General features: G+C 53.5%; 28 protein-coding genes and 2 tRNA genes. 9 read left to right on the forward strand and 21 right to left on the reverse strand.

Annotated elements, in window-relative coordinates; all coding sequences use genetic code 11:
* Positions 1–19 precede the first annotated feature (19 nt).
* From nusA to ECL_RS22705, 3 genes are all read right to left on the reverse strand, one after another.
* Positions 20–1522, reverse strand: coding sequence for a transcription termination factor NusA (gene nusA, locus ECL_RS22695; RefSeq protein ID WP_013098917.1), 1503 nt, complete (start codon positions 1520–1522; stop codon positions 20–22).
* A gap of 28 nt (positions 1523–1550) precedes the next feature.
* Positions 1551–2003 (reverse strand): ribosome maturation factor RimP, encoded by a 453-nt coding sequence (gene rimP, locus ECL_RS22700; RefSeq protein WP_014833432.1) that lies wholly within the window; start codon positions 2001–2003, stop codon positions 1551–1553.
* Positions 2004–2210: 207 nt separating this feature from the next.
* Positions 2211–2287: transfer RNA gene (locus tag ECL_RS22705), tRNA-Met, on the reverse strand.
* Positions 2288–2573: 286 nt separating this feature from the next.
* Between ECL_RS22705 and argG the strand changes: the two genes are divergently transcribed.
* Positions 2574–3920, forward strand: a complete 1347-nt coding sequence (gene argG, locus ECL_RS22710) for an argininosuccinate synthase (RefSeq protein ID WP_013098918.1) — start codon at positions 2574–2576, stop codon at positions 3918–3920.
* 177 nt (positions 3921–4097) lie between these two features.
* On the opposite strand, the gene ECL_RS22715 is transcribed toward argG, so the two are convergent.
* The 6 genes from ECL_RS22715 to rlmE all read right to left on the reverse strand — a co-directional run bounded on the left by ECL_RS22715 (position 4098) and on the right by rlmE (position 9690).
* Positions 4098–4184, reverse strand: a tRNA-Leu gene (locus ECL_RS22715).
* 9 nt (positions 4185–4193) lie between these two features.
* Positions 4194–4526, reverse strand: a complete 333-nt coding sequence (gene secG, locus ECL_RS22720) for a preprotein translocase subunit SecG (protein WP_003861803.1) — start codon at positions 4524–4526, stop codon at positions 4194–4196.
* A 223-nt stretch (positions 4527–4749) separates the two neighbouring features.
* On the reverse strand, positions 4750–6087 hold the full coding sequence (gene glmM, locus ECL_RS22725) for a phosphoglucosamine mutase (RefSeq protein ID WP_013098919.1): 1338 nt from the start codon (positions 6085–6087) through the stop codon (positions 4750–4752).
* On the reverse strand, positions 6080–6928 hold the full coding sequence (gene folP / locus ECL_RS22730; protein ID WP_013098920.1) for a dihydropteroate synthase: 849 nt from the start codon (positions 6926–6928) through the stop codon (positions 6080–6082). The genes glmM and folP overlap by 8 nt, the downstream gene beginning before the upstream one ends.
* A gap of 98 nt (positions 6929–7026) precedes the next feature.
* Complete coding sequence (gene ftsH, locus ECL_RS22735; protein ID WP_013098921.1) at positions 7027–8961, reverse strand: ATP-dependent zinc metalloprotease FtsH; 1935 nt, start codon at positions 8959–8961, stop codon at positions 7027–7029.
* A gap of 102 nt (positions 8962–9063) precedes the next feature.
* Positions 9064–9690 carry a 23S rRNA (uridine(2552)-2'-O)-methyltransferase RlmE gene (gene rlmE, locus ECL_RS22740; RefSeq protein WP_003861812.1) on the reverse strand — a complete coding sequence of 209 codons (627 nt, stop codon included), beginning with the start codon at positions 9688–9690 and terminating at the stop codon, positions 9064–9066.
* Between the two features lie 127 nt (positions 9691–9817).
* Here rlmE and yhbY point away from each other — a divergent pair, with 127 nt between their 5' ends.
* Positions 9818–10111: a ribosome assembly RNA-binding protein YhbY gene (gene yhbY, locus ECL_RS22745; RefSeq protein ID WP_014833438.1), complete on the forward strand. Its 294-nt coding sequence runs from the start codon at positions 9818–9820 to the stop codon at positions 10109–10111.
* A gap of 151 nt (positions 10112–10262) precedes the next feature.
* Here the strand turns inward: yhbY and greA are convergent, their stop codons facing one another.
* Positions 10263–10739, reverse strand: a complete 477-nt coding sequence (gene greA / locus ECL_RS22750; protein WP_013098923.1) for a transcription elongation factor GreA — start codon at positions 10737–10739, stop codon at positions 10263–10265.
* A 227-nt stretch (positions 10740–10966) separates the two neighbouring features.
* Between greA and dacB the strand changes: the two genes are divergently transcribed.
* From dacB to pmrB, 3 genes are read left to right on the forward strand one after another with little or no spacing between them, the layout of a single operon-like run.
* On the forward strand, positions 10967–12400 hold the full coding sequence (dacB, locus tag ECL_RS22755) for a serine-type D-Ala-D-Ala carboxypeptidase (protein ID WP_044157668.1): 1434 nt from the start codon (positions 10967–10969) through the stop codon (positions 12398–12400).
* A gap of 2 nt (positions 12401–12402) precedes the next feature.
* Entirely contained in the window at positions 12403–13065 is a 663-nt protein-coding gene (gene pmrA, locus ECL_RS22760) for a two-component system response regulator PmrA (RefSeq protein WP_013098925.1), read from the forward strand.
* Complete coding sequence (pmrB, locus tag ECL_RS22765; protein WP_013098926.1) at positions 13062–14105, forward strand: two-component system sensor histidine kinase PmrB; 1044 nt, start codon at positions 13062–13064, stop codon at positions 14103–14105. Before pmrA ends, pmrB begins: the two co-directional genes overlap by 4 nt.
* Positions 14106–14142: 37 nt before the next feature.
* Here the strand turns inward: pmrB and cgtA are convergent, their stop codons facing one another.
* The 4 genes from cgtA to rplU form a co-directional block, all read right to left on the reverse strand.
* Positions 14143–15315 carry an Obg family GTPase CgtA gene (gene cgtA, locus ECL_RS22770; protein WP_013098927.1) on the reverse strand — a complete coding sequence of 391 codons (1173 nt, stop codon included), beginning with the start codon at positions 15313–15315 and terminating at the stop codon, positions 14143–14145.
* Positions 15312–16286, reverse strand: coding sequence for a DMT family transporter (locus ECL_RS22775; protein WP_013098928.1), 975 nt, complete (start codon positions 16284–16286; stop codon positions 15312–15314). The genes cgtA and ECL_RS22775 overlap by 4 nt, the downstream gene beginning before the upstream one ends.
* A gap of 96 nt (positions 16287–16382) precedes the next feature.
* Positions 16383–16640, reverse strand: a complete 258-nt coding sequence (gene rpmA, locus ECL_RS22780) for a 50S ribosomal protein L27 (protein ID WP_004385076.1) — start codon at positions 16638–16640, stop codon at positions 16383–16385.
* A 19-nt stretch (positions 16641–16659) separates the two neighbouring features.
* Positions 16660–16971 carry a 50S ribosomal protein L21 gene (gene rplU / locus ECL_RS22785; protein WP_003025032.1) on the reverse strand — a complete coding sequence of 104 codons (312 nt, stop codon included), beginning with the start codon at positions 16969–16971 and terminating at the stop codon, positions 16660–16662.
* A gap of 257 nt (positions 16972–17228) precedes the next feature.
* On the opposite strand from rplU, the gene ispB reads away from it, so the two are divergent.
* Together ispB and sfsB are read left to right on the forward strand one after the other, a co-directional pair.
* Complete coding sequence (gene ispB / locus ECL_RS22790; protein WP_013098929.1) at positions 17229–18200, forward strand: octaprenyl diphosphate synthase; 972 nt, start codon at positions 17229–17231, stop codon at positions 18198–18200.
* A 228-nt stretch (positions 18201–18428) separates the two neighbouring features.
* On the forward strand, positions 18429–18716 hold the full coding sequence (sfsB, locus tag ECL_RS22795; protein ID WP_013098930.1) for a DNA-binding transcriptional regulator SfsB: 288 nt from the start codon (positions 18429–18431) through the stop codon (positions 18714–18716).
* Positions 18717–18779: 63 nt separating this feature from the next.
* Here sfsB and murA read toward each other — a convergent pair whose 3' ends face one another.
* The 7 genes from murA to mlaF form a co-directional block, all read right to left on the reverse strand.
* Positions 18780–20039 (reverse strand): UDP-N-acetylglucosamine 1-carboxyvinyltransferase, encoded by a 1260-nt coding sequence (gene murA, locus ECL_RS22800; protein WP_013098931.1) that lies wholly within the window; start codon positions 20037–20039, stop codon positions 18780–18782.
* A gap of 50 nt (positions 20040–20089) precedes the next feature.
* Positions 20090–20344: a BolA family iron metabolism protein IbaG gene (gene ibaG, locus ECL_RS22805; protein WP_008501458.1), complete on the reverse strand. Its 255-nt coding sequence runs from the start codon at positions 20342–20344 to the stop codon at positions 20090–20092.
* Between the two features lie 126 nt (positions 20345–20470).
* Positions 20471–20764: a lipid asymmetry maintenance protein MlaB gene (gene mlaB, locus ECL_RS22810; RefSeq protein WP_013098932.1), complete on the reverse strand. Its 294-nt coding sequence runs from the start codon at positions 20762–20764 to the stop codon at positions 20471–20473.
* Positions 20764–21399, reverse strand: coding sequence for a phospholipid-binding protein MlaC (mlaC, locus tag ECL_RS22815; protein ID WP_013098933.1), 636 nt, complete (start codon positions 21397–21399; stop codon positions 20764–20766). Before mlaC ends, mlaB begins: the two co-directional genes overlap by 1 nt.
* Before the next feature lie 18 nt (positions 21400–21417).
* Positions 21418–21966 (reverse strand): outer membrane lipid asymmetry maintenance protein MlaD, encoded by a 549-nt coding sequence (gene mlaD, locus ECL_RS22820; RefSeq protein WP_013098934.1) that lies wholly within the window; start codon positions 21964–21966, stop codon positions 21418–21420.
* 4 nt (positions 21967–21970) lie between these two features.
* Positions 21971–22753, reverse strand: a complete 783-nt coding sequence (gene mlaE, locus ECL_RS22825) for a lipid asymmetry maintenance ABC transporter permease subunit MlaE (protein ID WP_010436044.1) — start codon at positions 22751–22753, stop codon at positions 21971–21973.
* Between the two features lie 7 nt (positions 22754–22760).
* Positions 22761–23573, reverse strand: a complete 813-nt coding sequence (gene mlaF, locus ECL_RS22830) for a phospholipid ABC transporter ATP-binding protein MlaF (RefSeq protein ID WP_013098935.1) — start codon at positions 23571–23573, stop codon at positions 22761–22763.
* A gap of 228 nt (positions 23574–23801) precedes the next feature.
* On the opposite strand from mlaF, the gene ECL_RS22835 reads away from it, so the two are divergent.
* Together ECL_RS22835 and kdsD are read left to right on the forward strand one after the other, a co-directional pair.
* Positions 23802–24779 carry a calcium/sodium antiporter gene (locus ECL_RS22835; RefSeq protein WP_013098936.1) on the forward strand — a complete coding sequence of 326 codons (978 nt, stop codon included), beginning with the start codon at positions 23802–23804 and terminating at the stop codon, positions 24777–24779.
* Positions 24780–24792: 13 nt separating this feature from the next.
* Complete coding sequence (gene kdsD, locus ECL_RS22840; protein ID WP_013098937.1) at positions 24793–25779, forward strand: arabinose-5-phosphate isomerase KdsD; 987 nt, start codon at positions 24793–24795, stop codon at positions 25777–25779.
* Positions 25780–25788 lie beyond the last annotated feature (9 nt).

Here is a 25788-nt window from a genome sequence, read left to right on the forward strand (position 1 = left end):
TCCTTCCTGCTACAGTTTATTACGCTTCGTCGCCGAACCAGCAAATATTACGTGCGGCCATGATGAGTTCGCCGGCTTTCTCGTCGGTTAAACCTTCGATATCAGCCAGGTCATCAACGCCTTGCTCAGCGAGATCTTCCAGCGTACAAACACCACGGGCAGCCAGCTTGAACGCAATCGCACGATCAAGACCTTCCAGATTCAGCAGGTCATCAGCCGGCTTTTTATCGCCAAGGCTTTCTTCCTGAGCCAGTGCCAGGGTGGTCAGTGCGTTTTTAGCGCGTTCACGCAGGGCTTCAACGGTTGGTTCATCCAGACCGTCAATTTCCAGCAGCTCTTTCATTGGCACATAGGCCAGTTCTTCCAGCGTAGAGAAACCTTCTTCTACCAGAACCGTGGCGAACTCTTCGTCAATGTCCAGGTATTTCGTGAAGGTATCGATCGCCGCATGGGCTTCAGCCTGATGCTTGGCCTGCAGGTCATCAACGGTCATCACGTTGAGTTCCCAGCCGCTCAGCTGTGACGCCAAGCGTACGTTCTGACCGTTACGGCCGATTGCCTGCGCCAGGTTACCCGCTTCAACAGCGATATCCATGGTGTGTTTGTCTTCGTCAACAACGATAGACGCCACATCCGCCGGAGCCATTGCGTTGATCACGAACTGCGCCGGGTTGTCATCCCACAGAACGATATCGATACGTTCGCCGCCCAGCTCGGTAGAGACCGCCTGAACACGCGCACCACGCATACCGACGCAAGCACCGACCGGGTCGATACGCTTGTCGTTTGTTTTCACCGCAATTTTCGCACGGGAGCCCGGATCGCGAGCCGCCGCTTTAATTTCGATAACTTCTTCGCCGATTTCCGGCACTTCGATACGGAACAGTTCAACCAGCATTTCTGGTTTAGAACGGGTCACGAACAGCTGTGCACCACGCGCTTCAGGGCGAACGGCATACAGCACACCACGGATACGGTCGCCAGGGCGGAAGTTTTCACGCGGCAGCATGTCTTCACGGAGAATCACAGCTTCAGCGTTGCCCGGCATCCCTTCGGATTTGATCTCCAGAGAGATGTTGTCGCGGTTCACTTTCTTCACCACGCCAGTGATGATTTCGCCTTCCTGATCGCGGAACTGATCGACAACCAGCGCACGCTCGGCTTCGCGAACTTTCTGCACGATAACCTGTTTTGCGGTCTGGGTGGTGATACGGTCGAAGGTCACAGATTCAATCTGATCTTCAACATAGTCACCAACGTTCAGGCTTTCGTCTTCAAAACGCGCTGCTTCCAGGGTGATCTCTTTAGTTGGCTGGGTCACTTCTTCAACGATTACCCAACGACGGAATGTATCGAAGTCACCGCTTTTACGATCGATTTCTACGCGAACATCGATCTCTTGTTCGTATTTTTTCTTGGTTGCTGTAGCCAGTGCACTTTCCAGCGCTTCGAAAATCTTTTCACGCGGCAGTGATTTCTCGTTGGAGACGGCTTCAACAACAGCCAAAATTTCTTTGTTCATCGCGGGCTTTTCACCTCAATCCAGACTGTTAAAAGTGGGGAACCAGGTTCGCCTTCTGGATATTACTCAGCGCGAACACTTCATCTTTGCCTTCGACTGTTACCGTGATCATTTCACCATCAACGGCTTTGATAATTCCCTGCCATTTACGGCGGTTCTGTACGGCCATACGCAGAACGAGAGCCACTTCTTCACCGGTAAAGCGCACATAGTGCTCGGCCGTGAACATCGGGCGATCGAGGCCAGGTGAGGAAACTTCCAGGTTGTACGCAACGGTAATTGGGTCTTCAACATCAAGAACCGCACTCACCTGGTGGCTAACATCAGCACAATCATCAACATTGATGCCATCTTCACTATCAATATAGATGCGCAGCGTCGATGTGCGGCCGCGAACGAATTCGATGCCGACCAGTTCGTAGCCCAGTGCTTCGACCGGTGCAGTAATCATCTCTGTTAATTTTTGCTCTAATGTGGACAAGCCCACCCCCAAGACATAAAAAAAGGGCGTAAAGCCCAGTTATTCTGTAGTCAGATAACAAAAAACCCCGATAAATCGGGGCTTTAGATAACTGAACCCTATAGCCACAACTGTGGCCTGGAGCACTCTCCGAAAGAATTTTTTCAAATCCAGCTACGAAGGCTCTGAGTCTTCACAGTATATTTGAAAAATGACTTTATGGGAAAGTGGTTGCGGGGGCCGGATTTGAACCGACGACCTTCGGGTTATGAGCCCGACGAGCTACCAGGCTGCTCCACCCCGCGCCTGAAACGTGGCAAATTCTACGCGTTTTGGACAGAATTTGCAAATAATGCTGGGATTTGGTACCGAAGACGGGACGTAAAACCGGCGTTTAGTATATTGATAGTGAGCCCCATCTGTCAACTCAGTTTCCGCCAGGGCATACGGAGGGAAATTTTTACAAAAAACGCACGAGTCTCTTCCGGTCATCGACAAAAGATGATTAAATGAATACTCACTTATTTTGCATAAACATGCATCGAGAGCGAAAGCGGTCTCTAATCAGTCAATCACGCAGGGTTTTATTTTATGACGACGATTCTCAAGCATCTTCCGGTAGGACAACGTATTGGCATCGCTTTTTCAGGCGGCCTGGATACCAGCGCTGCACTGCTGTGGATGCGCCAAAAGGGAGCGGTTCCGTATGCATATACTGCGAACCTGGGTCAGCCGGATGAGGACGACTATGATGCCATTCCTCGTCGTGCTAAAGAGTATGGCGCAGAGAACGCACGTCTGATTGATTGTCGTAAGCAGCTGGTCGCCGAAGGTATTGCCGCTATCCAGTGTGGCGCGTTCCATAATACCACTGGCGGTCTGACCTATTTCAACACCACCCCACTGGGCCGTGCCGTGACCGGCACCATGCTGGTTGCCGCCATGAAAGAAGATGGCGTGAACATCTGGGGTGACGGCAGTACCTATAAAGGCAACGACATTGAACGTTTCTATCGTTATGGCCTGCTGACCAACGCCGAGCTGCAGATTTACAAACCGTGGCTGGACACCGATTTTATCGATGAGCTGGGCGGCCGTCATGAAATGTCTGAATTTATGATCGCCTGCGGCTTCGACTATAAAATGTCCGTCGAAAAAGCCTACTCCACTGACTCCAACATGCTGGGCGCAACGCACGAAGCAAAAGATCTGGAGTTCCTGAACTCCAGCGTGAAAATCGTTAACCCAATCATGGGCGTGAAATTCTGGGATGAAAGCGTCACAATCCCGGCAGAAGAAGTAACCGTGCGTTTCGAGCGTGGCCACCCGGTAGCCCTGAACGGCAAGACCTTCTCTGATGATGTGGAACTGATGCTGGAAGCGAACCGCATCGGCGGTCGTCACGGCCTGGGTATGAGCGATCAGATCGAAAACCGTATCATCGAAGCGAAAAGCCGTGGCATCTATGAAGCCCCGGGGATGGCGCTGCTGCACATTGCCTATGAGCGTCTGCTGACCGGCATTCACAACGAAGATACCATCGAGCAGTATCACTCCCATGGCCGTCAGTTGGGTAAACTGCTGTATCAGGGCCGCTGGTTCGATCCACAGGCACTGATGCTGCGTGATGCCCTGCAGCGTTGGGTGGCAAGCGCTATCACTGGCGAAGTCACTCTTGAACTGCGTCGCGGGAATGATTACTCCATTCTGAACACTGTGTCTGACAACCTGACCTACAAAGCAGAACGTCTGACCATGGAAAAAGGTGAATCCGTATTCTCGCCTGATGACCGTATCGGTCAGTTGACCATGCGTAATCTGGATATCACCGATACACGTGAGAAGCTGTTCAACTACGTTGAGAATGGCCTGCTGTCAGCCAGTTCCGGCAACGGCCTGCCGCAGGTTGAAAACTTGGAGCACAGCGATAAGAAGTAATCGCTGATGTGAAGTGTAAAAGGCGTCCGATGGACGCCTTTTTTGTGGCCTTTTGTAGGGCGGGTAAGCGCAGCGCCACCCGCCATTTTGCCCGGTGGCGCTGCGCTTACCGGGCCTACGATCGATAAAAAATACAAACAAAAAAAGACGTCTTTCGACGTCTTTTTTCTGGAATATTGGTACCGAGGATGGGACTCGAACCCACAAGCCCGTTAGGGCACTACCACCTCAAGGTAGCGTGTCTACCAATTCCACCACCTCGGTACGGAATACTTACTGCGGGATATCGCTGGTTGGCTTAGCCGGTGCAGCTGGCTGAGTCTGCTCAGTTTTCGCTGGCGCGCTCAGGTTTTCCCACTCGCTTCCTTTGCTGGTCTTGTTGCTGTTGATATTGCCAAGCACCAGGCTGATGATGAAGAACAGCGTAGCCAGAATCGCTGTAGTACGGGTCATGAAGTTCGCAGAACCACTTGAACCGAACAGCGTACCGGAAGCGCCTGCTCCGAAGGAGGCTCCCATATCAGCGCCTTTACCTTGCTGCAGCATAATCAGCGCTACGAGAGCGATGGCTACAATAAGGAAAATAACTAAAAGAGCTTCGTACATAATCAACCTGTTCCTTGCGGATTTGCCGCATACCAATGCTTCGACCAATTAGCAGGATTTTTGTTTCCCACTGAAGCGGGTGTGAATACTAACCAAAGCGAATGACCTTCGCAAGGGCAATTTTGACGCATTGTATCAACTGCAGAAAAAAACAGCAAAAAGCCATTAAATGCTTAAAACTAAGGCGGCAAGCGCCGCCTTTTTAAACACTTACTGTGAAAAGTTATGCAGCTTTTACAGCATCTGCAATACGGTGCGCAAATTCAGTCACCTGCGCTTCGTCTTCGCCTTCCACCATCACGCGGATCAGCGGTTCAGTACCTGACTTACGCAGCAGGACACGCCCACGGTTGCCAAGCGCAGCTTCAACGTCTGCCATCACCGCTTTGACGTTATCATTTTCCAGCGGATCGCCTTTGCCTGCGGTGAAGCGCACGTTCACAAGGATCTGCGGGAACATTTTCATGCCGCTGCACAGATCGTGCAGGCTCATATGGTTGCGTGCCATCGCGGCAACAACCTGAAGCGCTGCCACAATGCCGTCACCGGTGGTGGTTTTATCGAGCAGGATCACATGGCCGGAGTTTTCAGCGCCAATACGCCAGCCTTTCTCCTGCAGTTTTTCCAGCACGTAGCGGTCACCCACCTTCGCGCGAACAAACGGGATCCCCAGCTGTTTCAATGCCAGCTCCAGACCCATGTTGCTCATCAGCGTGCCAACCGCACCGCCGCGCAGCTGTCCCTGACGCAGACCTTCACGCGCAATAATGTAGAGGATCTGGTCGCCATCGACCTTGTTCCCTTCGTGGTCAACCATGATCACACGGTCGCCGTCGCCGTCCAGGGCAATACCCAGGTCCGCTTTTTCTGCCAGCACGCGTGCCTGCAGGGCACGAACATCCGTCGCACCAACCTGTTCGTTAATGTTCAGACCATCAGGCTCACAGCCAATGGTGATCACCTTCGCCCCCAGCTCGCGGAAAACATTCGGCGCAATGTGATACGTCGCGCCGTTTGCACAGTCCACCACAATTTTGAGGTGAGCCAGGCTTAGCTCGTTCGGGAAGGTCCCTTTGCAGAATTCAATGTAACGGCCAGCCGCATCAACAATACGGTTTGCTTTGCCCAGCTCAGCGGAATCAACACAGGTGATCTCTTTTTCCATTTCGGCTTCGATCGCCTCTTCCACATCATCCGGCAGCTTGGTGCCATCGATGGAGAAGAACTTGATACCGTTATCATAGAACGGGTTATGTGAGGCTGAAATCACGATGCCGGCTTCCGCGCGGAAGGTACGCGTCAGATAGGCGACAGCAGGTGTTGGCATTGGGCCAGTAAAGGATGCTGAAAGCCCGGCAGCGGCGAGACCGGCTTCCAGCGCAGACTCCAGCATATAGCCGGAAATACGGGTATCTTTACCAATGATGATCTTACGCGAGCCATGACGTGCCAGAACCTTGCCAGCAGCCCAGCCAAGCTTAAGCACAAAATCAGGGGTGATTGGAGCATCGCCTACGCGCCCACGGATACCATCGGTACCAAAATATTTACGATTACTCATAGCGTTTCTTTTCCTTCGCTGCCAGTGTGGCTTCCACCACACGCATGGCTTCTACTGTTTCTTTAACATCATGGACACGGATAATATGCGCGCCTTGCATTGCTGCAATCACCGCGCAGGCCAGACTGCCGCTCAGGCGTTCACTCGGCCCGACATTCAGCAACTGCCCAATCATCGACTTTCTCGACATGCCAACCAGCAACGGCAGGCCGAAATGATGAAACTCTGACAGGCGCGCAAGCAACGCATAATTGTGGGAGAGATTTTTACCGAAACCGAACCCCGGGTCGAGCAGCAATTTCTCTTTTGCGATACCTGCACGCTCACAGCCTGCAATATGCTCAATAAAGAAGCGATTCACATCTGCAAAGACATCCTCATACTTAGGCGCATCCTGCATCGTTTTCGGTTTTCCCTGCATATGCATCAGACAAACCGGCAGCCCGGTTTCCGCGGCCGCTTCAATCGCCCCCGGCTCGGTCAGAGAGCGGATATCATTGATGATGTGAGCACCCACTCGCGCCACTTCACGAATCACCTCTGGCTTAGACGTGTCCACGGATATCCACACCTCAAAACGTTGTGCGATGGCTTCAACCACCGGGACCACACGCGCCAGTTCTTCCTCCACTGAAACCTCTGCCGCCCCCGGACGCGTCGACTCACCGCCAACGTCAATGATGGTAGCCCCCGCGTTGATCATCAGATTGGCGTGCTTAACCGCCTCAATAAGCGTGTTATGCGTTCCGCCATCTGAGAAGGAGTCAGGGGTAACATTCAGGATCCCCATCACATGCGGATGTGAGAGATCGAGATGCGAGTCCTGGGCGATAAGTTTCATGGCTAAATCCCTGGTATTAATGTGGTTAAACAGAAAAGAAAAACCCCGGAGCAAGCTCCAGGGTTTGAGGTACAGACATACTCGCCAACAGCAGTGACTTACTTGTCGCCCAACTGTTCTGACATGGTGTTACCCGGGTTCGGCGTACGCGGTTCATCAACCGGACGCGGCGCACGCGGGGTGCCATTGTTGTCAGAATTGTTGGAAGCGCCTGGGTCTTCCCAGCCTGCTGGCGGACGCACTTCGCGGCGAGCCATCAGGTCGTCAATTTGCGGAGCATCGATGGTCTCATATTTCATGAGCGCATCTTTCATCGAATGCAGGATGTCCATATTGTCGTTCAGGATCTGACGTGCGCGACCGTAGTTACGTTCAATCAGCGCTTTCACTTCCTGGTCGATGATACGAGCCGTTTCATCAGACATATGTTTCGCTTTCGCCACAGAACGGCCCAGGAATACTTCGCCCTCTTCCTCTGCATAGAGCAGTGGACCGAGTTTGTCGGAGAAGCCCCACTGAGTCACCATGTTACGCGCCAGGTTTGTCGCCACTTTAATATCGTTGGACGCACCAGTAGAAACATGTTCCGGACCGTAGATAATCTCTTCCGCCAGACGACCGCCGTACAGGGTTGAAATCTGGCTTTCCAGCTTCTGACGGCTGGCGCTGATCGCGTCGCCTTCAGGCAGGAAGAAGGTCACACCCAGCGCACGACCGCGCGGAATGATCGTCACTTTATGCACCGGATCGTGTTCCGGCACCAGGCGACCGATAATCGCGTGGCCCGCTTCGTGGTATGCTGTGGACTCTTTTTGCGCTTCCGTCATCACCATGGAGCGACGTTCCGCACCCATCATGATTTTGTCTTTCGCTTTTTCGAATTCCACCATCGACACTACACGTTTGTTACCGCGAGCGGCAAACAGTGCAGCTTCGTTGACCAGGTTAGCCAGGTCCGCACCGGAGAAGCCCGGAGTACCGCGCGCAATGATTGCCGCGTCGATATCTGGCGCCAGCGGTACGCGACGCATGTGCACTTTCAGAATCTGTTCACGACCACGAACATCCGGCAGACCGACCACAACCTGACGGTCGAAACGGCCTGGACGCAGCAGCGCAGGGTCAAGAACGTCCGGACGGTTAGTTGCCGCGATAACGATAATACCCTCGTTACCTTCGAAGCCGTCCATCTCAACCAGCATCTGGTTCAGGGTCTGCTCACGTTCATCGTGACCACCGCCCAGACCAGCGCCACGCTGGCGGCCCACGGCGTCGATTTCATCGATGAAGATAATGCACGGTGCTGCCTTTTTAGCCTGCTCGAACATGTCACGCACACGAGATGCACCGACACCCACGAACATTTCTACGAAGTCAGAACCTGAAATAGTAAAGAACGGTACCTTCGCTTCACCCGCGATGGCTTTCGCCAGCAGGGTCTTACCGGTACCCGGAGGGCCGACCATCAGGACGCCTTTCGGGATCTTACCGCCCAGCTTCTGGAAACGGCTCGGCTCGCGCAGGTATTCAACCAGTTCACCTACCTCTTCTTTTGCTTCGTCACAACCGGCGACGTCTGCAAACGTGGTTTTGATCTGATCTTCCGTCAACATACGCGCCTTGCTCTTACCGAACGACATGGCACCTTTGCCACCGCCGCCCTGCATCTGGCGCATAAAGAAGATCCAGACGCCGATAAGAAGCAGCATCGGGAACCAGGAGATGAAGATAGAAGCCAGCAGGCTCGGTTCTTCTGGCGGCTCACCTACCACCTTGACGTTTTTAGTCAGAAGGTTATCAAGCAGCTTAGGATCGTTCACCGGGATGTAAGTCGTGTAACGGTTACTATCTTTCTTGGTAACGTTGATCTCACGTCCGTTGATACGCGCTTCGCGAACCTGGTCCTGATTGACCTCCTGCAGGAAGGTAGAATAATCCACCTTGCGGCCATTCGACTCGCTGGGCCCAAAGCTCTGGAATACTGACATCAGCACAACGGCAATGACCAGCCAGAGTATTAGGTTTTTCGCCATGTCACTCAAGGGATTAACCTCATATTACAACTGTGTTAAAAACAGCGTCAGGATACTCTATATCCAGTGTCATTCAAACTTTCGTCTGAAATCTACCGGTTATCATTTTCGCCCGGTCGCTACAATATACACTTCACGGGAACGGGCCCGGGAAGAGTCCGGCTTACGAACTTTAACCTTCGCAAACAGGGAGCGAATTTCCTTAAGATACTCCTCGAAACCTTCGCCCTGAAACACCTTCACAACAAAACTACCACCAGGCGCTAGTACATCACGACACATTTCTAACGCTAGCTCCACCAGATACATGGCGCGGGGGATATCCACCGCCGGTGTTCCACACATATTTGGTGCCATATCCGACATGACAACCTGGACCTTACTGTCACCAACACGATCAAGTAACGCTTTCAGCACTAATTCATCACGAAAGTCGCCCTGAAGGAAGTCGACACCAACGATGGGATCCATTGGTAAAAGATCGCATGCGATGATGCGGCCCGTGCCGCCAATCTGCGTTACCGCATACTGCGACCATCCGCCAGGTGCCGCACCGAGGTCAACCACCGTCATCCCCGGCTTAAAAAGTTTGTCACTTTGCTGTATTTCATCAAGTTTAAACCAGGCACGGGAACGCAACCCCTTTTTCTGTGCCTGTTGAACATATTTATCGCTAAAGTGTTCCTGAAGCCAGCGGCTGGAGCTGGCAGAACGCTTTTTACCTGTCATTTAACATTTCCGTCCTGGTTCATCGTTGCTTGCCTGTGACGTAAATTTCTACGCAGCTATTTGGCGATATAAGGGAGATGGCGGTAGAATGAACCGTTTTCAATCCCAACGTAAGCAAAAATATACGATGAATCTGAGTACTAAACAAAAACAGCACCTTAAAGGTCTGGCACATCCGCTCAAGCCTGTAGTCATGCTTGGCAACAATGGTTTGACCGAAGGGGTGCTTGCCGAGATTGAACAAGCGCTGGAACACCACGAGCTGATCAAGGTGAAAATTGCCTCTGAAGACAGAGACACGAAGAACTTGATCGTGGAAGCCATCGTGCGCGAAACCGGTGCCTGTAACGTGCAGGTCATCGGTAAAACGCTGGTGCTCTATCGCCCAACTAAAGAGCGTAAAATCTCGCTGCCACGCTAAGGATATCCTGAATTAAACACATTTTCTGTGTAAAACGAGGGATTTCTGTCAGCAGGTGAGCAAAATGCCATGCTCCTTGAGTTGATAAAAGGCCGCTATGCGGCCTTTTTCCTTTCTTTACAATGTATCAACATCTTCGTGGAGAGGCGAATTACAGGTACTCAACCTTAATAATTTCGTATTCCACTTCGCCACCCGGGGTACGGATGGTCACGACATCGTCCTGCTCTTTGCCAATCAGGCCGCGAGCAATCGGTGAGTTCACTGAAATCAGGTTCTGTTTGAAGTCTGCTTCATCGTCACCCACGATGCGGTAAGTCTGCTCTTCGTCAGTGTCCAGGTTCAGCACGCTAACGGTTGAACCAAAGATCACACGCCCATTGTTTGGCATTTTGGTGATATCGATAACCTGCGCATTGGACAGCTTAGCTTCGATATCTTTAATACGCCCTTCACAGAAACCCTGCTGCTCACGGGCCGCGTGGTATTCAGCGTTCTCTTTCAGGTCGCCATGCTCACGCGCTTCCGCGATAGCGGCGATGATTTCAGGGCGACGAACAGATTTCAGGAAATCCAGCTCTTCGCGCAGTTTTTCGGCACCACGTAAGGTCATCGGAATAGCTTGCATTTGTTATACCTCTTAAACATTCCTGTTGGGAGCAGTGTTCCCTGCCCCGGCCCTCATGAGCGGGCCAGAAGCAAAAAGAAAACCGACCCGGGAGCAACGCCCCAGGTCAGCAGCAATTTTCAATTTGATACGTATTTTACCGCGAAGTTCACTATGGGTCATCGTTTACTTTGCAGTGCCATGCACCGTAGTATGACGGTTTGTTTTCGGGTTGTTAGCGCGAGATTATGCGATTTTCCAGATTTATCATCGGATTGACTACCAGTATAACGTTCAGCGTTCAGGCCGCGAATGTTGATGAATATATTAATCAGCTCCCTGCCGGGGCCAACCTTGCTCTGATGGTGCAGAAGGTCGGCGCGCAGGCACCTGAGATTGACTACCACAGTCAACAAATGGCGCTGCCTGCCAGTACTCAGAAGGTGATCACTGCGCTCGCTGCCCTGCTTCAGCTTGGTCCTGACTTCCGTTTTACCACGACTCTTGAGACCAAAGGAGAGGTTAAAGACGGTGAGCTGAAAGGCGATCTTATTGCCCGTTTTGGCGGTGACCCCACCTTCAAACGTCAGGATATCCGCAACATGGTAGCGGTGCTGAAAAAATCTGGCGTGCAGAAGATCAATGGCAACGTGTTGATCGACACCTCCATCTTTGCCAGCCACGATAAAGCGCCGGGCTGGCCGTGGAACGACATGACGCAGTGCTTTAGCGCACCGCCATCGGCAGCGATTGTTGATCGTAACTGCTTCTCGATTTCGCTTTACAGCGCGCCGAAACCGGACGATTTAGCGTTTATTCGCGTGGCGTCTTACTACCCGGTCACCATGTTTAGCCAGGTCCGAACGCTGGCAAAAGGCTCCCCGGATGCGCAATATTGCGAACTGGATGTGGTGCCCGGCGACCTTAACCGCTTCACGCTTACCGGTTGCCTGACGCAACGCGCCGATCCCCTCCCGCTGGCCTTCGCCATCCAGGATGGCGCAAGCTACGCGGGCGCAATTCTCAAGGACGAACTGAAACAGGCTGGGATCACCTATACCGGTACCCTGCTCCGCCAGACGCAGGTTAATCAACCCGGCACGGTTATCGCCAGCAAACAGTCTGCACCGTTGCACGATTTGCTAAGGATCATGCTGAAGAAGTCTGACAATATGATCGCCGACACCGTGTTCCGCATGATTGGTCACGCGCGTTTTGGCGTTCCGGGAACCTGGCGTGCGGGTTCCGACGCTGTGCGTCAGATCCTTCGTCAGCAGGCGGGGATCGATTTGGGCAACACCATCGCTGTCGATGGTTCCGGGTTATCACGTCACAATTTGATCTCCCCGGCGACCATGATGCAAGTGCTTCAGTACATTGCACAACATGACACTGAGCTAAACTTTATTTCGATGCTGCCACTTGCCGGGCATGACGGTTCACTTCAGTACCGGGCCGGTCTTCACGCCGCCGGTGTGGACGGTAAGGTATCAGCCAAAACAGGTTCACTGCAGGGTGTTTACAACCTTGCAGGCTTCATCACCACCGCCAGCGGGCAGCGTCTGGCATTCGTGCAGTATCTTTCCGGCTATGCCGTCGAACCGGCCGACCAGCGCAATCGCCGTATCCCGCTGGTGCGCTTCGAAAGCAGGCTTTATAAGGACATCTACCAGAATAACTAGCGATGAAACTACTTATAGTTGAAGACGATCTGTTATTACAGGAAGGGCTGGCGCTGGCGCTGTCCAATGAAGGCTATGCCCTCGACTGCGCCGCCACGGCGGCAGAGGCGGATGCCCTGATCCAGAGCGGTGAATACAGTCTGGTGATCCTCGATCTGGGCCTCCCGGATAAAGACGGGGCCACGTTGTTAAGCCAGTGGCGGCGTCGCGGTGTTGACAACCCGGTGTTGATCCTGACGGCGCGCGATGCCATCGAAGATCGTATCAACGGCCTGGATTCCGGCGCGGATGATTATCTGGTGAAGCCGTTTGCCCTTGCAGAGCTACAGGCGCGCGTGCGGGCGTTAATTCGCCGCTATCAGGGGCACAGTGATAACTTACTGACCGACGGTGATATTACCCTGAATCTGCAAACTCAGCAGGTGCTGTGCCAGTCTCTGCCTGTTGAGGTCACACCGAAAGAGTTCGCCCTGCTTACGCGTCTGATCATGCGTAGCGGGCAGACGGTACACCGTGAAACCCTCCAGCAGGATATCTACTCCTGGCAGGACGATCCGGGGTCGAATACCCTTGAAGTCCACATTCACAATTTGCGACGCAAACTTGGCAAAGACCGGATAAAAACCGTTCGTGGCGTGGGTTATCGTCTGGAGAGACAGAAATGAACAGTATGCGTCGGCGATTAATGGTTTTGCTGGCGGTGATCCTGTTATTTTTCCAGTTGATAAGCGTGATTTGGCTGTGGCATGAAAGCCGCGAACAGATTGGCTTTCTGGTCAATGAAACGCTGTCTGCAAAGGCACGTAACAACCATGTCGAAAAAGAGATCCGCGAAGCGATTGCCTCGCTGCTGGTCCCTTCCCTGGTGATGGTCGGTTTTACCCTGCTCTTCTCCTTCTGGGCAGTCACCTGGATAACTCGTCCGCTGAATCAATTGCGGGCCAGTCTGGCGAATCGTTCGGCGGACAACCTCACTCCGCTGCCCATGTATTCAGATATGGAAGAGATTGGCGCCGTCACAACCTCTCTGAACCAATTGCTCGCCAGGCTTGATCACACCATACAACAGGAAAGGCTCTTTACCGCCGATGCTGCGCATGAACTGCGAACCCCACTCGCCGGGATCAGGTTGCATCTGGAACTGATGGCACAGTCAGGTTCGCCACAGGCTTCAGCATTAATCAGCCGTATCGATCAACTCATGCATACCATTGAACAGCTGCTGATGCTGGCGCGGGCCGGGCAGGCAATGGCGAGCGGCCACTACGAGACGGTAAACTGGACAGACAATATCATCACCCCGCTTGGCCTTGAGCATGAAGCCAAAGAACATACGGTGATATGGCCGGCCAAAAGTCCGCTAACGGTGCAGGGGGACGCGGTGCTTCTGCGACTCATGCTGCGTAACCTGCTGGAGAATGCCGGGCGCTACAGCCCCGCAGGGACCACCATCACAGTGACATTGACCGCACAGGACGGCGGTACGCGGGTCAGCGTAATCGATCAGGGTCCCGGTATTGATGAAGCACACCGGCAGTCGATTATCGAGCCGTTCCGTCGTCTCGATCAGCGCTACGGTGGCAGTGGCCTGGGTCTGAGCATTGTGCAACGCATTGTGCAGCTTCACCACGGAAAGCTGACGCTGGAGAATGCCGCAGAAGGCGGTCTCATTGCCAGTTGCTGGCTGCCTTCAACGTTAGAATAAAAAAAGCCCCTGTATCAACAGGGGCCTTATCAGGTCATTAGTGCTTGTAGATGAACTCGACGCCTTCTTCGTCGTCTTCATCCCAGTCGTCGTCCCAGTCGTCTTCCTCTTCCGCTTCCAGCTCTTCAAGCTGTTGACGGTGGTAGTCATCCCACATGAATTCGACTTTTTCAGGCTGCTTCGCTTCTTCCGCCTGAACAACCGGGTTCTCGATGATAAAGGTCATCACATCCCAGCAGAGATCTTTCACGCCAACCTGGCTTGCCGCGGAGATCAGGTAGTATTTATCTTCCCATCCCATCGCTTCAGCAATGGCTTTCGCTTTTGCTTCCGCTTCGGCTTTATCCATCAGGTCAATCTTGTTAAAGACCAGCCAGCGCGGTTTGTTCGCCAGTTTCTCGCTGTATTTCTCCAGCTCGCCGACGATGATACGGGCATTTTCTACCGGATCGGACCCGTCGATCGGATCGATATCGATGAGGTGCAGCAGTACGCGGCAGCGCTCAAGGTGTTTCAGGAAGCGGATCCCCAGACCGGCACCTTCCGCTGCGCCTTCAATCAGACCCGGGATATCGGCAACCACAAAGCTCTTCTCGTTATCCATACGGACAACGCCCAGGCTTGGCACCAGCGTGGTAAACGGATAGTCCGCCACTTTTGGCTTAGCGGCAGAGACGGCGCGAATAAACGTGGATTTACCAGCGTTTGGCATCCCCAGCATCCCCACATCGGCCAGCAGCATCAGCTCCAGCTGCAGGTCGCGCTTATCGCCCGGCGTACCCATTGTTTTCTGACGCGGCGTACGGTTGACGGAAGATTTGAAACGGCTGTTGCCCAGACCGTGCCAACCCCCTTTTGCAACCATCAGACGCTGACCGTGTTTGGTCATATCGCCCATGGTCTCACCGGTACCCTGATCGATCACACGCGTACCCACTGGTACCTTAATGGTGACGTCTTTACCACGTTTACCGGTACAGTCACGGCTCTGGCCGTTCTGGCCACGCTCAGCGCGGAAAGATTTTTCGAAACGGTAGTCGATCAGCGTGTTGAGGTTCTCATCCGCCTCCAGCCATACGTCACCGCCGTCGCCGCCGTCGCCGCCGTCAGGGCCACCACGAGGAATATATTTTTCACGGCGGAAGCTTACGCAACCGTTGCCGCCATCACCTGCCACGACCAGGATCGTCGCTTCATCAACAAACTTCATTTTACTCTCCGTAAATCATTCGCCTGAGCGGGGACCGCTTCATTTTTGCGCCAACGCCCCCAGAGACGATGACCAATGGCGGAATACATCGCGCCCGCAACCACGACAAACGCACCGAGATAGCCCAACAGGTTGAGCATCGGTCTGACGAAGACATCGGGCCAGGCCATTGATAACAAATCTGAAAATAACAGCGTAAACAGCGGAGTGAGCGTAATCAATGCACTCACCTGTGCTGCCTGCCAGCGCGCCATTGCTTCGGCCAGCGCGCCATAACCGACCAGCGTATTCAGCCCACAAAATATGAGGCACGCCAGCTGCCAGTCGCTAAGCTGAGTGATCACCCCCGGCTTCGCTAACGGCAATAATGCTATTGTACACAAAGTGTACAGCAAAAAGAGGATCTGCTGTGAGGCAAGACGACGCAATAACACCTTTTGCGCGACGCCATAGCTCACCCAAACCGTCGCTGCCCCCACACCGAAGATTACACCCCAGGTGTAATCGGTCAGGCGGGTAAAAATCTCTATCAGGCTGGTATTGAAGAACATTACCAGGCCACATAGCAGCATGCTCGCCCCGACGATCTGCGTACCGCGCATCTTCTCCTTGAGGATAACGACGCTGGCAACCATCATGCCAACCGGTGAAAGTTGACCAATCACTTGCGACGCCGTCGGGCTGAGATATTGCAGGGAAGAACTGAACAGAATGAAGTTGCCAAACAGTCCCCCCGTCGCGATAGCCAGTAATACCAGCCAGCGCGGTTTACGGAAGAGACGCAGGGGCGGAAGCTTGCCTTTAACAGCAAGGATGGCCCCCAGGCCGATACTTGCCATCAGAAAGCGATAAAACACCACCGTAGGCGGTTCCATCACTTCCAGTACCTGCTTCATTGCAATTGGCAACGCACCCCAGCACATTGCGGTTGTGAGCGCCAAAAGAATTCCAATGCCGGCCTGCTGCTTCATGCCCGTTTTCCCTACAGAAAAAATTACCGGGTTTCCAATGTAAAAAGCCCCGCAACAGGTTGCGGGGCTTTAATCCGTTACCGGACCGAGAAAACCTTACTCAGCAACGATGCTGATGTATTTACGGTTGTTCGGGCCTTTAACTTCAAATTTCACTTTACCGTCTGCTTTAGCAAACAGAGTGTGGTCACGACCGCAACCTACGTTGTTGCCAGCGTGGAATTTGGTACCACGTTGACGAACGATGATGCTACCCGCCAGAACGGATTCGCCACCGAAACGCTTAACGCCCAGGCGTTTAGCTTCTGAATCGCGACCGTTACGTGTGGAGCCGCCAGCCTTTTTATGTGCCATTTAAATCTCTCCTCAGGTCTTAGGCGCTGATGCCAGTAATTTTCACATCAGTGAACCACTGACGGTGGCCCTGCTGCTTACGGTAGTGTTTACGACGACGAAACTTAACGATTTTAACTTTCTCGCCACGACCGTGAGCAACAACTTCAGCTTTGATAACGCCGCCATCAACGAAAGGAACGCCGATTTTGACTTCTTCACCGTTTGCGATCATCAGAACTTCTGCGAACTCAACAGATTCGCCAGTTGCGATGTCCAGCTTTTCCAGGCGAACGGTCTGACCTTCGCTTACTCGGTGTTGTTTACCACCACTTTGGAAAACCGCGTACATATAAACTCCGCTTCCGCGCACATCCTCGTATGAATCAGAGTGCGCTATAAATATTCACAATAGGGCGCGAATATTACGCAAAACGCGAGCCTTTGACAAGTGCTACCATCAATACATGAAGAAAAAAAACACAACACGTACGGTAGCGTTTATCTGAGCCGTTTTTTCAGTACAATCAGCAATACTATTGATAAACCGAAACCCTTCGTTACCCCATTAAAGATGGGATAAACAGGATAAAAAGCCCGGCTTTTGCGATGAATTTAGAAAAAATCAACGAGTTAACCGCGCAAGATATGGCGGGTGTGAATGCAGCAATCCTGGAACAACTCAACTCTGATGTTCAGCTAATCAATCAGTTGGGCTATTACATCGTCAGCGGCGGCGGTAAACGTATTCGCCCGATGATTGCCATACTGGCCGCCAGAGCCGTGGGTTATCAGGGAAAGGCTCATGTCACTATCGCAGCACTGATCGAATTTATTCACACTGCGACGCTTCTGCATGATGATGTTGTGGATGAATCAGACATGCGTCGTGGCAAAGCCACGGCAAACGCCGCCTTCGGCAACGCAGCCAGCGTTCTGGTCGGTGATTTTATCTATACCCGTGCCTTCCAGATGATGACCAGCCTCGGCTCTCTGAAAGTGCTGGAAGTGATGTCTGAAGCCGTTAACGTGATCGCGGAAGGCGAAGTGCTGCAGCTGATGAACGTCAACGATCCTGACATCACCGAAGAAAATTACATGCGCGTAATCTACAGCAAAACCGCGCGCCTGTTTGAAGCCGCGGCGCAATGTTCCGGCATTCTGGCTGGCTGTACCGCTGCGCAGGAAAAAGGGCTGCAGGACTACGGCCGTTATCTGGGGACCGCATTCCAGTTGATTGACGATTTGCTAGACTACAGTGCTGATGGCGAAACGCTCGGCAAAAACGTCGGCGATGACCTCAACGAAGGTAAACCGACCCTGCCGCTGCTCCATGCCATGCACAACGGATCCGCTGACCAGGCGAAAATGATCCGTGAAGCGATTGAGCAGGGAAATGGTCGCCATCTACTGGAACCGGTACTGGAAACAATGGCCATCTGCGGCTCGCTGGAGTGGACGCGTCAGCGCGCTGAAGAAGAGGCGGATAAAGCCATCGCGGCACTGCAGGTCATTCCAGACAGCCCATGGCGCGATGCGTTAATCGGCCTTGCCCACATCGCCGTACAGCGCGATCGTTAACCTCTCGCTTCTCCCCGCGGCCTTCGCGGGGAGATTTCAATAAGTTCTTATAAATTCCATATTCACGTAAAATCATCGGCTTACAGACCGCATGAATAAAGCCATGTCTTATTCTGAATATTCCTTCAAGTAACGCGAACTTTTTAGAGCCTGTGTTCAAAATGAGTATAGTAACCCCGTCGTTTCGGTAGAAATGACGTGGGTGATTACGAACACAAGGACAGCTTTATGGATATGAAATTTATCGACTGGCACTCAGCAGATATTATTGCTGCGCTGCGCAAAAAAGGAACATCGCTCGCCGCTGAATCACGTCGCAATGGATTGAGCTCATCAACGCTGGCAAATGCCCTGACTCGCCCCTGGCCAAAGGGTGAATTGATTATTGCATCGGCGCTGGAGACGCACCCGTGGGTCATTTGGCCCTCGCGTTACCACGATCCCATTACCCATGAGTTTATTGACAGAACACGCATGATTCGCCAGAAAAAAACCAGGAAAGAGCAACCGGCCTGACGCGCTTTTTTTGACAGGAACAGCACCCCCCCGGCCATCTCTGGCAGGGGGCTGCCGGAACGATTACTCGCCCTTCACACGCTCGATATTGGCACCCAGCGCGCGCAGTTTGTCTTCAATACGCTCGTAACCACGATCGATGTGGTAGATACGATCCACAACCGTCGTTCCTTCCGCGATACAACCCGCTAATACCAGGCTCGCAGACGCACGCAGATCGGTTGCCATAACCTGCGCACCGGAGAGCTTCTCAACACCGTGGCAAATCACCGTGTTACTTTCGATCTCTGCATGTGCGCCCATACGGATCAGCTCCGGTACGTGCATGAAGCGGTTCTCGAAGATAGTCTCGGTGATCACACCGGTACCTTCTGCCACCAGGTTCAGCAGCGTGAACTGAGCCTGCATATCGGTCGGGAATGCCGGATGCGGCGCCGTGCGAACGGTTACCGCTTTTGGACGTTTACCGTGCATATCAAGGCTGATCCAGTCTTCACCGGTTTCGATATCCGCACCCGCTTCACGCAGCTTCGCCAGCACCGCATCCAGGGTGTCAGGCTGCGCATTACGGCAAACAATCTTGCCGCCAGAAATGGCCGCAGCCACCAGGAAAGTCCCGGTTTCAATACGGTCTGGCAGAACGCGATACACACCGCCCCCCAGACGCTCAACGCCTTCAATGGTGATGCGATCGGTACCCTGGCCAGAGATTTTTGCACCCAGCGCCACGAGGAAGTTGGCAGTATCCACAATTTCCGGCTCGCGCGCGGCGTTTTCGATAATGGTGGTACCTTCTGCCAGCGTTGCCGCGGACATAATGGTGACGGTTGCGCCAACGCTCACTTTATCCATGACAATGTGTGCGCCTTTCAGGCGGCCATTAACGGACGCTTTAACGTAACCTTCTTCCAGTTTGATCTCCGCGCCCAGCTTCTCCAGACCGAAGATATGCAGGTCAACAGGACGCGCGCCAATGGCGCAACCACCAGGCAGTGACACCTGTCCCTGACCAAAACGCGCTACCAGCGGGCCAAGCGCCCAGATGGATGCACGCATGGTTTTCACCAGGTCGTACGGTGCTGAGAAGTTGTTCACGTTGCTGGCATCGATCCAGACGGAGCCATTACGCTCGACTTTCGTCCCCAACTGGGTGAGCAGCTTCATGGTGGTGTCGATATCTTTCAGCTTCGGTACGTTCTGAATTTCTACCGGCTCTTCCGCGAGCAGCGCAGCAAAGAGGATCGGCAGCGCGGCGTTTTTCGCGCCAGAAATTGTGACTTCGCCCTGGAGGCGCGTCGGCCCCTGTACACGAAATTTATCCATGGTGTGCTCTCTTATAAATTCAACCGTGCTGCGGGCGCATCGCCCTCAGCTCAAAAACCGTTTAGTTTGCGATCGCGTGCCCACTCTTGCGGGGTGAACGCTTTAATCGACAGGGCGTGTATGCGGTTATCCGCAATATATTCCATCAGCGGCGCGTACACAGCCTGCTGTTTCTTCACACGGCTCATACCGTCGAACATCTCACCCACAGCAATAACCTGGAAGTGACTGCCATCGCCTGTGACGTGGGCTTCCTGAAGTGAGAGTGCATTCATCAGCACTGTCTGGATTTCATGATTTTCCATGGGTTCTTAATCATCTGATAGTGAAAACAAGCCCAACATCTTAGAGCAAAGTGGCGTCGTCTTAAACAAGCAAAAAGCCCCGACGATGAAACTGTCAGGGCTTTCAGAAGTAACGCACTGAAAATATTAATGCGGCAGTACGTCCTGAGGAAGATTGTAGAGCTGCGCCAGGGTGACGACATTATCGCTGGCCCCGTGAAGCGTCACAGTTGCCCCCTGCTTTTTCCCCACGGCAATGAGGTGGGCAAGCAGCGCCACCCCAGCCGTATCTACCCGCGTGACACCGCTCAAATCGATCAGCGTAACGCCCTGCATGGCGTCATGGCGTTTATCCCATAACGGGTTGAGCAGATCCTGATCGAGTTCACCGGACAGCTTTAATGTTTCGCCCTCACGCGACCAGCTCAGTTGCTGCGACATTACTTCTTCTCATCCAGGGTGATTTTCTGGCGAGAGATAGACTGCAGCTGGGCGGTCAGGCCATCAATGCCTTTAGTACGCAGCAGGTCGCTCCACTCATTCTGTTTAGTCGTGATCATGCTCACCCCTTCGGCGATCATGTCATACGCCTGCCAGTTGCCGGTCTGGCTGTTTTTACGCCACTGGAAATCCAGGCGAACCGGTGGACGACCGTTAGGATCGATGATCGTGACGCGAATAGGCACTATGGTGGCATCACCCAGCGGCTGTTCCGGTGCAATCTGGTAGGTCTGGCCGTGGTACATCGCCAGCGCCTGGCCGTAAGCCTGTTTCAGGTATTCGCGGAAGGCAGCAAAGTAGGCTTCACGCTGCGCAGGGGTAGCGTCTTTGTAATAACGCCCCAGCACCAGCGCACCGGCATATTTGATCTGCACATACGGCAGCAGCTCCTGATCGACCACGTCACGCAGATAATCAGGATTAGAACGAATTTTAGGCTGTTCGTTTTTAAGACGATCGAAGGTTTTCTTCGCGGCTTCGTCCATCAGTTTGTACGGGTTGCTCTGATCCGCGGCGTGTGCTGCCGTGAGAGGGGCAATAACCAGCATGGCAACCATTAACAGTCGTTTAAACATGAATGACTTCTCCTGATATTAATTCGTCGTGCCAGGTGTCGGTGCGACGTTGGTATGATCTTCAGTCTGCGCAGGGGCAGCATCGGACTTTTTATCATCTCCCTTACTGTTGTAAAGGAACTGACCAATCATGTCCTCCAGCACCATCGCGGACTTGGTATCCTGGATCACGCTACCGTCTTTAAGGATAGTCGTTCCAAGCTCAGGATCTTCAAAGCCCACGTTCAGTGCCAGATATTGTTCGCCCAGCAGGCCGGAGGTGCGGATAGAAAGCGAGCTGGTATCCGGGATATGGTTGTAACGCTCTTCAATATCCATCGCCACGCGCGGCAGATAGGTTTTTTCATCAAGCGTAATGTCTGCCACACGGCCAATAACCACACCGCCAATACGCACAGGAGAGCGCGCCTTCAGCCCTCCGATATTGTCGAAAGTGGCATAGATGCGATAAGTCGGTTCGGTACGCACTGAGGTGATATCCGCCGCTCTCAGGCAGATAAACAGTGCGGCAAGCAGTGCCAGCAACAGGAACACGCCGACCCAAATTTCATTTTTTCTCGTTTGCATGAACTCAATTCCCAAACATCAGTGCGGTGAGCACAAAATCCAGACCCAGTACGGCCAGCGACGAATGTACGACAGTACGTGTAGTTGCACGGCTAATGCCCGCCGACGTCGGGATGGCATCGTAACCATTAAATAACGCAATCCAGGTGACCGTAATGGCAAATACCACGCTTTTAATCAAACAGTTAACCAGATCCATTCGCAGATCGATGGCGTCCTGCATGGCAGACCAGAAGAAACCGGCATCAATGCCTTTCCAGTGAACGCCCACCAGCGAACCGCCCCAGATACCGACGGCCACAAACAGGATAGTCAGCAACGGTAAGGAGATAACCCCTGCCCAGAAACGGGGGGAGATAACACGCCGCAACGGATCGACCGCCATCATTTCCATACTGGAAAGCTGCTCGGTGGCACGCATCAGACCAATCTCTGCGGTGAGTGCCGACCCCGCGCGTCCGGCAAACAGCAGTGCCGCCACCACCGGCCCCAGTTCACGCAGCAGCGAAAGCGCCACCAGCATGCCGAGGCTGGTTTCCGCGCTGTAGGTCGTCAGAACAAGGTAGCCCTGCAGCCCCAGCACCATGCCGATAAACAGACCGGACACAATGATGATGAGCATCGACAGCACGCCGACGTTATAGAGTTGCCGTACCAGTAAAGGCGCGTGCTTGCGGAACTCCGGCTTGCCGACCAGCGCGTTGAACAACATCAATCCGGCGCGCCCGAACGTCCTGATGGTTTTTATGCCACGGTGTCCAAGAGCGGCCAACGCATTTAACAGCATGAGTGGCTTAACTCCCTATTCCCAATAAATCGTCACGATAGTCGCCCGCAGGGTAGCGGAACGGCACAGGCCCATCCGCAATACCGTCGAGGAACTGCCGTACTCGCGGATCGCAGTTTTCCTGCAACGCCTGGGCGCTGCCGTGCGCGACGATCCTTTTGTCTGCCACAATGTAGGCATAGTCGGCAATACTCAACACTTCCGGCACATCGTGAGACACCACAATGCAGGTGACGCCGAGCGCGCTGTTCAATTCAGAGATGAGCTTCACCAGCACGCCCATCGTAATTGGATCCTGTCCGACAAACGGTTCGTCGAACATGATTAAATCGGGTTCCAGCGCAATGGCTCTCGCCAGCGCGGCACGGCGCGCCATACCACCAGACAGCTCTGACGGCATCAGCTTTGCGGCGCCACGCAGCCCTACCGCCTCCAGCTTCATCATTACCGTGCTTTTCAGCAGCTCTGGCGGAAGCTGCGTATGCTCGCGCAGCGGATAGGCGACATTATCAAAGACGTTCATGTCGGTGAACAAGGCCCCCGACTGAAAGAGCATGCTCATCCGCTTGCGCACAGTATACAGGCGCGACCGCGACATCTCCGGTACGTTTTCGCCGTCGAAGAGGATTTCACCGCTATCGGGTGGGATCTGCCCACCGATAAGTCGCAGCAGGGTCGTTTTACCGATCCCGGACGGTCCCATGATGGCTGTGATTTTGCCATGCGGCACGGTCAACGAAATATCATCAAATATCAATCTGTTGCCGCGAGAAAAGCTCACCCCACGGACATCGACTAAATTCGCCATCGTTTGGCTCATTTACGGTTCCTTTCTTACCCTGCTTCATGCGAAGCGTGAAGCTTAAATCAGCCCTAAACCCCACATTTTTACAGAATATTAGCCGTAGAGGTTAGCGAAAGCTGGCATTTGTTTTACTTTTCCGGCGCATAAAGTCAAAATTAGGAATTCGTTACGTCTTAGGCTGTATGCAGCGCTAACAATTCCCGCGCGGTGGACCGGCGAGTATACCTGAAGAAAGGACTTTTGATGCTTTTAGCAACAGCACTGTTAATAATTGGTTTACTTTTGGTGGTCTACAGTGCTGACCGTTTGGTGTTTGCTGCATCGATCCTGTGCCGCCTCACTGGCGTCCCACCTGTTGTCATCGGGATGACCGTGGTCAGTGTTGGAACCTCCCTGCCTGAAATCATCGTCTCTGTGACGGCATCGCTGCATGGTCAGATAGACCTTGCTGTTGGCACCGCGATTGGCTCTAACATCGTCAATATTCTGCTTATTCTGGGCCTGGCCGCGTTGCTCCATCCATTTCGCGTGCATTCTGATGTTCTGCGCCGGGAATTGCCGCTAATGTTGATCGTAAGCCTGTTGGCAGGATGCGTATTTTACGATGGCGTTCTGAGCTACAGTGACGGCATTTTCTTGCTGGCGCTGGCGGTCATCTGGCTGCTCTATAGTGTTAACATTGCCCGCCTGGCGGAAAAACAGGGTCAGGACAGCCTGACGCGTGAGCAGGTCGCCGAGCTACCGCGTGAAGGTACGCTGCCTGTGGCACTGCTCTGGCTGGGTGTCGCGTTGATCATTATGCCCATGGCAACACGGATGGTCGTGGATAACGCGACGGTACTGGCGAATTATTTCGCCATGAGCGAACTGACCATTGGCCTGACCGTGATCGCCATCGGCACCAGCCTGCCGGAGCTGGCCACGGCCATTGCCGGGGCACGTAAAGGTGAAGATGACATCGCCATCGGCAATATTATCGGCTCGAACATCTTCAATATTGCCATCGTCATGGGCCTGCCAGCCCTGATAACGCCCGGGCCGTTTAACCCGCTGGCCTTCTCACGTGATTACGGGGTGATGTTGCTGGTGAGCGTTATCTTTGCCCTGCTCTGCTGGCGGCGGCAACGACAGATCGGCAAAGGCGCAGGCGCGCTGCTGACGGGTGGATTTATCGTATGGATGGCGATGCTGTACTGGCTTTCGCCTCTTCTCTCTGGGTAAACGGAAACGCATTATGTCGCAAATAGAATTGCAGCCGGGTTTTGACTTTCAGAAAGCAGGCAAAGACGTTCTGGAGATTGAACGTGAAGGTCTGGCGCAGTTAGATCAGTACATTAATCAGGATTTCAGTCTGGCCTGTGAGAAGATGTTCTACTGTGTCGGTAAAGTCGTGGTAATGGGGATGGGCAAGTCCGGCCACATTGGCCGCAAAATGGCCGCCACTTTCGCCAGCACCGGCACCTCCTCCTTCTTTGTACATCCAGGAGAAGCGGCACACGGCGATCTGGGCATGGTGACGCCGCAGGATGTCGTCATTGCGCTGTCAAACTCCGGGGAGTCCAACGAGATCCTGGCGCTGATACCGGTTCTGAAGCGGCTGCAGGTCCCGCTCATTTGCATGACCAGCCGCCCGGAAAGCAGCATGGCACGTGCGGCGGATATTCACCTGTGCGTGAAAGTGCCGAAAGAGGCCTGCCCACTGGGTCTCGCGCCAACATCCAGCACCACCGCAGCGCTGGTAATGGGCGACGCGCTTGCCGTTGCGCTCCTTGAAGCCCGCGGTTTTACCCCTGAAGATTTCGCGCTTTCCCATCCTGGCGGTGCGCTGGGTCGGAAACTGCTGCTGCGGGTTAACGATATTATGCATACTGGCGATGAAATCCCTCACGTCAGTAAAGAGGCCTCCCTGCGTGATGCGCTGCTGGAAATCACCCGTAAAAACCTGGGCATGACGGTGGTGTGTGACGATCTGATGAAGATCGAGGGGATTTTCACCGACGGTGACCTGCGTCGCGTGTTCGACATGGGCGTGGATGTTCGCACGCTGGGTATTGCCGATGTGATGACGCCCGGCGGGATTCGCGTTCGCCCGGGCACGCTGGCGGTGGATGTACTGAACCTGATGCAGTCCCGACATATCACCTCAGTGATGGTTGCCGATGGCGACCAATTGCTGGGTGTGGTACATATGCATGATCTGCTGCGCGCAGGCGTAGTGTAATGAAGGATA

The sequence above is a fragment of the Enterobacter cloacae subsp. cloacae ATCC 13047 genome, from assembly GCF_000025565.1.
GTDB lineage: Bacteria > Pseudomonadota > Gammaproteobacteria > Enterobacterales > Enterobacteriaceae > Enterobacter > Enterobacter cloacae.